This window comes from Arthrobacter sp. 10N44_2 (genome assembly GCF_056394385.1).
In genome coordinates, this window is the sequence record NZ_JBFTHT010000011.1 from 148086 (window position 1) to 157204 (window position 9119).

At 65.3% G+C, this 9119-nt stretch carries 8 protein-coding genes and 1 pseudogene; 1 reads left to right on the top strand and 8 read right to left on the bottom strand.

What is annotated here, in order from left to right; genetic code table 11:
• Nucleotides 1–43: 43 nt before the first annotated feature.
• The 4 genes and pseudogenes from AC1DBX_RS13420 to AC1DBX_RS13435 form a co-directional block, all read right to left on the bottom strand.
• Nucleotides 44–901 carry a phosphotransferase gene (locus AC1DBX_RS13420; protein WP_476931965.1) on the bottom strand — a complete coding sequence of 286 codons (858 nt, stop codon included), beginning with the start codon at nt 899–901 and terminating at the stop codon, nt 44–46.
• A 709-nt stretch (nt 902–1610) separates the two neighbouring features.
• Nucleotides 1611–3053 (bottom strand): HNH endonuclease signature motif containing protein, encoded by a 1443-nt coding sequence (locus AC1DBX_RS13425; RefSeq protein ID WP_476931966.1) that lies wholly within the window; start codon nt 3051–3053, stop codon nt 1611–1613.
• Complete coding sequence (locus AC1DBX_RS13430; RefSeq protein ID WP_476931967.1) at nt 2980–3786, bottom strand: aminoglycoside phosphotransferase family protein; 807 nt, start codon at nt 3784–3786, stop codon at nt 2980–2982. Before AC1DBX_RS13430 ends, AC1DBX_RS13425 begins: the two co-directional genes overlap by 74 nt.
• Before the next feature lie 415 nt (nt 3787–4201).
• Nucleotides 4202–4282: pseudogene (locus AC1DBX_RS13435) on the bottom strand (short-chain dehydrogenase); the annotation flags it as partial.
• A gap of 36 nt (nt 4283–4318) precedes the next feature.
• On the opposite strand from AC1DBX_RS13435, the gene AC1DBX_RS13440 reads away from it, so the two are divergent.
• The gene (locus AC1DBX_RS13440) at nt 4319–4447 is read left to right on the top strand and encodes a hypothetical protein (protein WP_476931968.1); all 129 of its coding nucleotides are present in this window, start codon (nt 4319–4321) and stop codon (nt 4445–4447) included.
• A gap of 507 nt (nt 4448–4954) precedes the next feature.
• Here AC1DBX_RS13440 and purU read toward each other — a convergent pair.
• The 4 genes from purU to lipA form a co-directional block, all read right to left on the bottom strand.
• On the bottom strand, nt 4955–5884 hold the full coding sequence (gene purU, locus AC1DBX_RS13445) for a formyltetrahydrofolate deformylase (RefSeq protein ID WP_230007914.1): 930 nt from the start codon (nt 5882–5884) through the stop codon (nt 4955–4957).
• Nucleotides 5881–7347 carry a D-serine/D-alanine/glycine transporter gene (gene cycA, locus AC1DBX_RS13450; RefSeq protein ID WP_476873467.1) on the bottom strand — a complete coding sequence of 489 codons (1467 nt, stop codon included), beginning with the start codon at nt 7345–7347 and terminating at the stop codon, nt 5881–5883. Before cycA ends, purU begins: the two co-directional genes overlap by 4 nt.
• A complete protein-coding gene (locus tag AC1DBX_RS13455; RefSeq protein ID WP_476859991.1) occupies nt 7337–8173 on the bottom strand; it encodes a methylenetetrahydrofolate reductase in 837 nt (278 codons plus the stop codon). The genes cycA and AC1DBX_RS13455 overlap by 11 nt, the downstream gene beginning before the upstream one ends.
• 76 nt (nt 8174–8249) lie before the next feature.
• The coding region (gene lipA, locus AC1DBX_RS13460) for a lipoyl synthase (protein ID WP_476931969.1) at nt 8250–9119 on the bottom strand (870 nt) is incomplete at its 5' end.

Sequence of the window (9119 nt, forward strand, 5' to 3'; positions counted from 1 at the left end):
CAAAACTTGCCAGGGGCTCGCCGGGCTGGCCGCTTCGAGGGCCTCAGCTCCTTTCGGCCCGTTCCGCGAGGACGCCGATGGCCAGAGAGAAGCGGCCAGGTAGCGGCGAAAGTGCCAGACGGAGCCAGATGGCGTCCGAGTACGCATCGAACCGGGCTGGACTGACGCGCAGTTCCTCGGCCACGGCCAGCACCTGCGTGTGAGCCGTCAGGTAGCGTGCCGACGTCATGCGGTTATTGCGTAGATGAAGCTCCAGATGGACGTCCAGGCCGGCCAGATCCCGGGCGGCCTCGTGCCGGGCCGTACTGTCGAAGTCCAGCAGTCCGGGCGGGATGTCGCCGTCAGGAACGATGATTTGCTTGTCGTACAGGTCTCCGTGGGCCCATACCACCGGATCCGGTGCCGTCCGTATCAGGTTCATGGCCACTTGCTCTACAGCGGCGCGCAGGACAGCGCGCTGAGGCGACAACTCGGGGACGTTTTCATTGTGCCGCAACCAGTCGTCCACCCGTCGGCACACCTTCGTCGCTTCCCACTCTGCAGAACGGAGCGGAAGGCTGTCGAGAACGCCGCGTGCTGCTGGGCCATGGGAGCCGTTCAGTTCCGCGACCCAGGCGCGCGACCATTTCTCCCAGGCCCTGGCGAACGCCTCATCGCAGACGGCCGCTTCCACCCGGCCCAGCTCGTTCAGAGTCGGTCCCGGCATGGCGCTGAAAACGATGACGTCCGCCTGGGAACTCTGACGAAGGATTCTGGGCGTTGTGAAGTTGCCGGCGTCCAGCAGGACCTCCATTTGCGCGCAGCGCTCGGCCGGTACGACGGCGCCCCCGGCCCCGAAGATCTTTATATAGCGGCCCTCCGCCCGGACGACAGCCTGGTGGTACGGCCAATACGAAATCAATTCCCCCTGCTGCGCTTCCCCCCGCAAGGCGGGAAGTCCCGGATCGTCCAACGGGATAAGTTCGAACTGCCCGTGACGCAAATAAGCTCCCCGGACGCCGGGCACTCCCGGCGTCCGGACCTCCAGTACAAATTCTCCCGGTGTCTTCTCTGGCCACGCCCGCTGAACCAGCCAGGACGTGCCGGTATCGTCGTCGGCAGACGCCGGAACGGCGGAGGGCCAATCCATGGAATCAATTCCATGGACCGGCGGAGGCGCCAGCCAGTGGTGCGACGCAGCAGATTGACACGTTCCAGGCGTGCCGAGCCCCCGAACAGTAGACAGCCATGCTCCGTCCACCATGCACCTACTTCCCCATACCCAGGCTCTTCCGGCGCAAGCCATTCGTGTGTCCAGCGTGAATTACAACAATGAGGCAGGGATGAAACGGCCATGAAGAAACTTTCATCAAGGCCTTCTTCCCCGTCCACTCGGCGTCATGCGTCGCATGATCGCCGCAGCAGGCAGACCCGACGAACCCGTCCGGTGAGTCGAGATTGACCCGGGCCGTGATGGGCGTGGGGACGGTGGCCTGAATCGCGCGGGTCCTGGCCGATCCGGCCTTTCAGGGTCACGTCGGGGGGTCACGTCGGAGGCAGGGTGCAGGCCAATAGCCGGCACATCCTTCGAACCTCTCATTGGACGGGGAGGGGAACATGGAGCACCGATCCTACGCCGCGATGAACCGTGCCCAGTCGGGAAAGGGATCCACGGGTAATGGCGGCCCGGTCTCTCCGGGTCCGACGGCGCCGGCAAGTTCGTCCGGCCAGTCGGGCGGTTCCGACTCCCGGCCTTCATGCGCGTGGCCGAGGTGCGGCGGCCAGCGTGGTGGTTCCCAGTCTTGTTGTTCGCTTGGATAGGAGCGTCCCGCGGGTGAGATCCAGCCGGGTGGCTGGTCCCGGGTGGCGTCAACCGGCCTCCATGCTGTGGTGTGTCTGAGCCGGTGGTGCCGCCGGCATGGCTGGCCAAGGTTGGTGATGCCGGTGCCGCCTCCCTCGGACCAAGCCAACAGATGATCCGCTTCGTTATCCAGGGAATGGTTGTTACAGCCCGGAAAAGGGCACCGGCCATCCCGAAGCCGCAACCATTGGCGCATCGCCTTCGGAACCCGGTAGCTGGTCCGTCCGATCTCCAGCGGCGCTCCATTGCGCGGATCGGTCAGCACACGCAGGAACGATCCAGCGCCATCCCCTACAAGCCGGCGGGCCATGCTCGGCGGAACGGGACCATACCCGTCCAGCGTGGCCGGTTCCGACTCGGCGCCCAAAAGAGACAGCACCGGCACGGTCACCAGGACCTGCGCCTTGGGTGACGGAGTTCCTTCCGCCACCCCCGCCAACAGCCAGTCGGCGGCGACGTCCGCACGGAGCTGGGTCAGGGTCCGGGATTCATTCGGCTCCTGCAGGGAACGGGCCGCTTCCGTGGCACGGGACCATGCAGCCACCGCCACATCCGCAGTCAGATAGGCCGAGAGCCAGGCCATGCCGTCCCGGTCCGGCACATATTCCAGCCGACGGTCCTCCACACCCTTGCGGTGGCGGGCTTCGATGCTTACGGGATGGTGCAGCTCACGCCATCTGCGCGCCTTGGCCCGGAACCTGCCCGGCACCAGCTCCCCCGCCGGGCAGCCACGCGCGGCAAAGGGAGCTTCGGGGTCCAGGAAATGAGCCTCCAAAGCAGCCGCCGCGGCGAGGTCCAGACCGGACGTTTCATCACACATCACCCGCGCATGTTGCCATGAAATGCTGCCTACTTGCAGCGCAGCCAGCGTCAGGGGCAACTTAGTGGTCAGGGTGGCCGACTCTGCCAGGAGCGCCGCCGCCGATCTTTCACTCACGGTCAGGACACAGGCCACCTCTGCTGTCACGGCCATTTCCTGGGCGGTGCGCTCCTGCGGGGAATCGGCTGGGCCCGCCATGGCGACGGCAGCGCGGGCACATCCGGCGGCGAAGTGCACTTTCAGGGCGGCCAGCCTGGCTTCCATGCTGGCGACCTCAGCCATACCGTCCAGGCACGCGTCCGCTTCGTCCCGAAGAGGGTCAGCGCCAGTCGAGGCCGCGTTCCCGGCTCCGCGACCGGCAAATGCAGACAACCTGGCAAGGGAGGCCTCCATGGCCTCCAACGTCTCCGCAACTGCTTTGCCTTCCACACCCTCGGCGGGTGCCGGCGTCGAACATCAGCCACCCCACCGCAAGATCGACAGCCGGGTCCCCTGCCCCGACGTCGCCGAAATCGATGACGCCGGCCAGGGAGCCGTCGTCCGCCAGCAGGATGTTGCCAGGGTGGAGGTCTCCGTGGAGCATCATCGCCGGACCATCCCAGGCTTTGGCGGCGCAGGCCTGCGCCCACACTGCTCTCAGCGCTGCCGCCTGCGGGTAGCGTTCGCGGTCCCCGAGCCGTTCTATCAGCACAGCGTCACGGTCCGTCAGCGGCACGCCTCGGAAAGGGTTGACCGGGACTCCGGTTTCGGCGGGCACGTGAAGGGACAGCAGGAAATTGGCCAGGCCTTTAGCCGCCGGCCCGCGGCCTGCCGGGCCGACGTCGGCCGCAGCGGCTCCGGGGACCCACCGTACGATGCTCCACGGCCATGGAAAGTCCGACGTCGGCCTGCCGGCATGGACGGGGACAGGAACAGCGACCGGGGAGCGGCGAGCTATGTCGGGAAGGTAGCGCTGCTCATGCAGTATCAGCGGAACGGCCTCCGCCCTGCGCGGAAGCCGGACGGCCAGGCCGTCACCGAGCCGGAAGGTCGCGTTGTCCCAGCCGTTCGCAACCCGCACAAAGGGACAATCGCCGAGGTCGGGCCGCTGGTTCCGGACGAGGCGCTGGACAACGCTGTCACTCACGTCCACCGTGGCTGGCGGCATTCGAGCCATTCAGAAATCCGCCTTCCTTTGTGCCGGCAATGCAGTCCGATCCTTTCCCCTCGTCCGAATATAGGTCAAGAGCCCAAGAGCCGACGGGGCGCGGGAGGACATGGAATCGGACGACGGCGGGATGTCCCGCCGTCGTCCTGGGACAGCATGAAGTTGCGGCTAGCTCATCCGGCGTGGACCACCGGATTCTCAGCGGTCAGCCCGCGCCCTGGCCCTGACGGGCCACCTCTTCCAGAACCCTGGCTGTCGGCGCTGCCGTCATCAGCTGCCCTATCACCTCAGGTTTGTCCACACCTGGCTGCGCAACTTTTCCAGAAAGCCGGTCGCGGCGTCCGGAGGGTGGACTTGAACCGTCGCTGCGCCGCCCTCCTGACGCAGGTAAACGAGCGACGGCGGCGCCGTTGACGTTGGTGCCGTCGTCGCTGAGCAGGAAGGTGATGGAGGCGGCGAGCTGCGCGGCGGTGGCGGCCCAGCCGAACTTCACTACCTCGGAGCGAGACTGTTGCGCAACGCAATCACCAAGGTAGTCGGCGGAGGGATCGACGACGACGACTGTTCCGAGGCGGACGCCCGCAGGATCGTGCAACTCGTCGGACGCGACAACGCCCGACGCGTCTACGCGCTCCCCTGAGCGCCGACCGAGATCCCGAGCAAGCAGAACGGACATCATGCTGAACCCCGGCCCAGCAAAATCGAACCAGTCTGAATTCGACGGACTCTGATGCCGTCGTCTTGACCTTCTATGGAGCCCAGTCGGCGTCGTCCGCTGGCGTTTTGTCAGTTTCCATAGGACAGTGCCTGCCACAGGATCACTGCCAACAGGGCACCGGCCGCGAGAATGACAGCCCAGGTTTCCCTGCGCAACCTCCGATCAGCGCGCTTCCGGTGCGATGACTCGCGCGCTGGCCGCGGCCGGCTACGCGCTAATTTCGACCCGAACATAATCCTCCCGGTGGAACATTCGCCGTTCGGACCAGCCGTCAAGGACAACCCAGATGATGGATCCGTCTGGCGTGGTTCCGTCCACGGTGCCGGAGCCGATAGGGCGGCCGTCCTGCGAGAGCCTCACCGGCTGCCCGCCGGGCAAGGCGTTCCACGACACTGGGCGCCAGCGTGGCACATTTGTCGGTTTCATGGCCTACCGCAAGATGACGGTGCGGTTGCCGAGCAGCAGGATCCTGCCTTCACAATGCCAGCGGACGGCGTTGCGGAGGGCCGCGCATTCGGCGTCCCGGCCCACCGCCACCAGGTCATCAGCGGTGTACGTGTGGTCCACCTCGATGACCTGCTGGGAAATGATCGGGCCCTCGTCGAGTTCGGCGTTGACGTAGTGAGCCGTGGCGCCCACGGTCTTGACGCCGCGGTCGTAGGCCTGGTGGTACGGCTTTGCGCCTTTGAAGCTGGGCAGGAACGAGTGGTGGATGTTGATGGTCCGTCCCGCCAGCTGAGCCGAGAGCTCATCGCTCAGGACCTGCATGTAACGGGCCAGGACCACGAGTTCCACGTCGAAGGCGTCCACCAGCTCCATTAGCCGGGCCTCCGCCTCGGGCTTGGTGTCCTTGGTGACTGGCAGGTGGAAGAACGGGATGCCGTGCCACTGGACCAGGCCCTCCTGGTCGCGGTGGTTGGATACCACCGCGACGATTTCCACCGGGATGTCGCCGGTGCGTGCCCGGAAGAGTAGATCGTTGAGGCAGTGGCCCATTTTGGACACCATCACCAGGACACGGCGTTTGCGGCCGTGCGGTTCCAGCTGCCAATTCATCTCCCACTTTTCGGCCACAGGCGTGAAGTCGCGGCGCAGGTCCTCGGTGCTGAAGGAATCCTGCCCTAAGGAGGCGTCGGAGGAGGAACCCGAGGAAAAGTGGACGCGCATAAAGAAGTGCCGTTGCCCCTTGTCCCCGTACTGCTTGATGTCCAGGATGTCGCAGCCGTGGTTGAGCAGGAATCCCGAGACCGAATGGACGATGCCCGGCGACTCAACACAGTCGACGGTCAGGATGTGCTCTGCCGTGGCACCGGGTTCCACAGCTGCAGGCTCGGGGCTGTTTGGGGTCTGTGCGGTCATTTCTGCACCTTCTCAAACTTTCGCGCAACAGCTGATTCCTCGTCCTGCGCGAGCTCAGCCTGGAAGCTTTCATAGCGGGCCAAGTGCGCGGGGCGCCGGCGCAGCACGAACCACGCGGCGCCGAGCAGAATGAACCAGACCGGCGTTACCAGGAGTGCCAGAAGTGTGTCCGGCTGCGTGGTCAACGCCCAGAGGACGAAGGCGAAGAACGCGAAGACCACGCAGACCATGGGGATTCCGCCGGGCATCTGGAACTTGGACGCGTCATGCAGGTGCGGGCGGCGACGGCGGAAGGCCAGGTAACTGGCCAGGATGATGGACCATACGAACACGAAGCAGACGGCCGACACGGTGGTCACCATGTCGAAGGCCTTGCCGATGTCCTGTCCGGCGTACATCAGCACCACGCCGGAGAGCAGGAGGACGCAGGACAGGAACAGGGCGTTCTGCGGGACCTTACGCCGGGACAGGCTGCTGAAGACTGACGGCGCGTCGCCCTCCTGGGCCAGCCCGTAGACCATGCGCGACGTGGAGTAGATGCCGGAGTTGGCCGAGGACATGGCCGAGCTGAGCACCACCAGGTTCACGATCGTTGCCGCGGCTCCGAGCCCTGCCAGGGAGAACATGGCGATGAACGGGCTGTGGCCAGCCTGGAACTGGGTCCAGGGAGTGACAGACATCAGGATGATCAGGGCGCCCACGTAGAAGAGCAGCACTCGGATCGGGATGGAGTTGATGGCCTTCGGCAGGCTCTTCTCCGGGTTCTTGGCCTCCGCGGCGGTGGTGCCCACCAGCTCAATGCCCACAAAAGCGAACACGGCGATCTGGAAGCCGGCCACAAAACCCATGAACTCGTTCGGGAAGAATCCGCCGTGGCTCCACAGATTTGTGAAGCTGGCAGGGCCGGCATCGGACTGGAACCCGCTGAAGATCATAAACAGGCCCACCACGATCAGCGCCACGATAGCGACGATCTTGATCAGCGCGAACCAGAACTCCGTCTCGCCGAACGCCTTCACCGTGGTGAGGTTCAGGAGCAGGAGGATGGCCACGGTGGCCAGGCCCGGGATCCACAGCGGCAGCCCCGGCCAGAGTTCCTTGGAGTAGCCGGCAATGGCGATGACGTCCGCGATTCCCGTGATCACCCAGCAGAACCAGTACGTCCATCCGGTGAAGAAGCCGGCCCAGGGCCCGAGGAGGTCCGCTGCGAAGTCGCTGAAGGATTTGTAGTTCAGGTTGCTCAGCAGGAGCTCGCCCATGGCCCGCATCACGAAGAACAGCATGAAGCCGATGATCATGTAGACGAAGATGACGGACGGCCCGGCCGCGGAGATGGTTTTGCCCGAGCCCATGAACAGGCCGGTGCCGATGGCGCCGCCAATGGCGATCAGCTGGATGTGCCGGTTGCTGAGCTGCCGCTCAAGATGCGGTTCCTGGTGGGAAGTTACGGTTTCAGTTGTCACGTGCTGCTCCTCGAATCAATGCTGTCTGGAGTGCTGCTGAGATGGGCGCCTGACCCGGTCCGCCGGGAACCGAGTCAAGGCTGTTGAAGCTGTAGAGATGGATGCCCGCGAGGTTGCCAGGCTGGTTTTCCAGCCCGGACACCAGGCTTTGCGGCGAGTAGTGGTCGCCGCTCAGGAGTTTGCGGGCCAGCGGGCCCTTCCGGCTCAGGAACTTCAGGGAACTTCCGACGCCGATCTGCGTAGCCAGCGAGACCAGTTTGGTCCGGGGCACGGACCCCGCCACCCCTGCCCAGATGGGCAGCTCAACGCCTTCGCGGCGCAGGAGCGCCGCGTAATCAAGGATTTTCTCCGGGGCGAAGCACATCTGGGTCACAACGTGCGAGGCTAGGTGCTGTTTTGCCAGGAGGGCGTCCAGCACCTCCACGGGGCCGGCGGAGGGGTGGCCCTCCGGGTAGCCCGCAATGCCTGCCCGCATCAACCCGCCTGTGTACTGCGCGATGTCCTCCAGCAGAGGAAGGGCGGACTCATACGGGCCGGCCGGCTGCTTCCGGTCCCCGCCGATGACAAAGACCTCGCGGATGCCGGCGGCATCGCAGTCGCGGAGGATTCCGGTCAGCTCGGCCCGGTCATGCAGGGTCCGCGCGGCGAGGTGCGGGATGACGGTGTAGCCCAGCACACCAAGCTGCACGGCAGTGCGCATGGTCCGCTCGATGCCGTGATGGGGCAGGCACGTCACCGTGAGCGTCGTGGTCAACGGCACCAGGTCCGTGACGCGCTCAACGATTCCCCCGGAAGGGATGATTTCTATTCTGATGGGGAACATCATTGGTCCTCTCTGAACATCAGATTTTTTGGGCATCAGGTTTTTGGGCATCAGGTTTTGGGCATCAAGGTTGGGTTGTTCAGGCCGTAGCTGCCAGCAGCGAGCTGGCTTCCTGGCGGGTGCTGCCGGAGCTTTCGATGTGCGCGAGTTCGGCCGGGATTTCCCAGCCCTTCTTGCGCATCGCGGTGGCCCAGAGCCGGCCGGCGCGGTAGGAGGAACGCACCAGGGGCCCGGACATGACGCCCAGGAAGCCGATCTCGTCGGCTTCGTGCTGCAGGTCCACGAATTCCTGCGGCTTGACCCAGCGGTCCACCGGCAGGTGCCGCTCGGAGGGGCGCAGGTACTGGGTGATGGTGATCAGGTCGCAGCCGGCCTCGTGCAGGTCCCGCAGCGCCTCGGAAATTTCCTCGCGGGTCTCGCCCATGCCCAGGATCAGGTTCGACTTGGTCACCATGCCGAGCTTGCGGCCCTGGGTGATGACGTCCAGGGAGCGCTCGTAGCGGAACGCCGGGCGGATCCGCTTGAAGATCCGGGGCACGGTTTCGACGTTGTGGGCGAAGACCTCGGGCTTGGAGTCGCAGATCGCCGCGATGTGCTCGGGCTTGCCGGAGAAATCAGGGATCAGCAGTTCGACGCCGGTGCCCGGGTTCAGTTCGTGGATCTTGCGGACCGTCTCGGCGTAGAGCCAGACGCCCTCGTCGGCGAGGTCGTCGCGGGCCACRCCGGTSACGGTGGCGTARCGCAGCTGCATGGCCTGGACCGAGCGGGCCACCTTGGTGGGCTCGAACATGTCCACGGGGGAGGGTTTGCCGGTGTCGATCTGGCAGAAGTCGCAGCGCCGGGTGCATTCGGAGCCGCCGATCAGGAAGGTGGCTTCCTTGTCTTCCCAGCATTCGAAGATGTTCGGGCAGCCGGCCTCCTCACACACGGTGTGGAGGCCCTCCTTCTT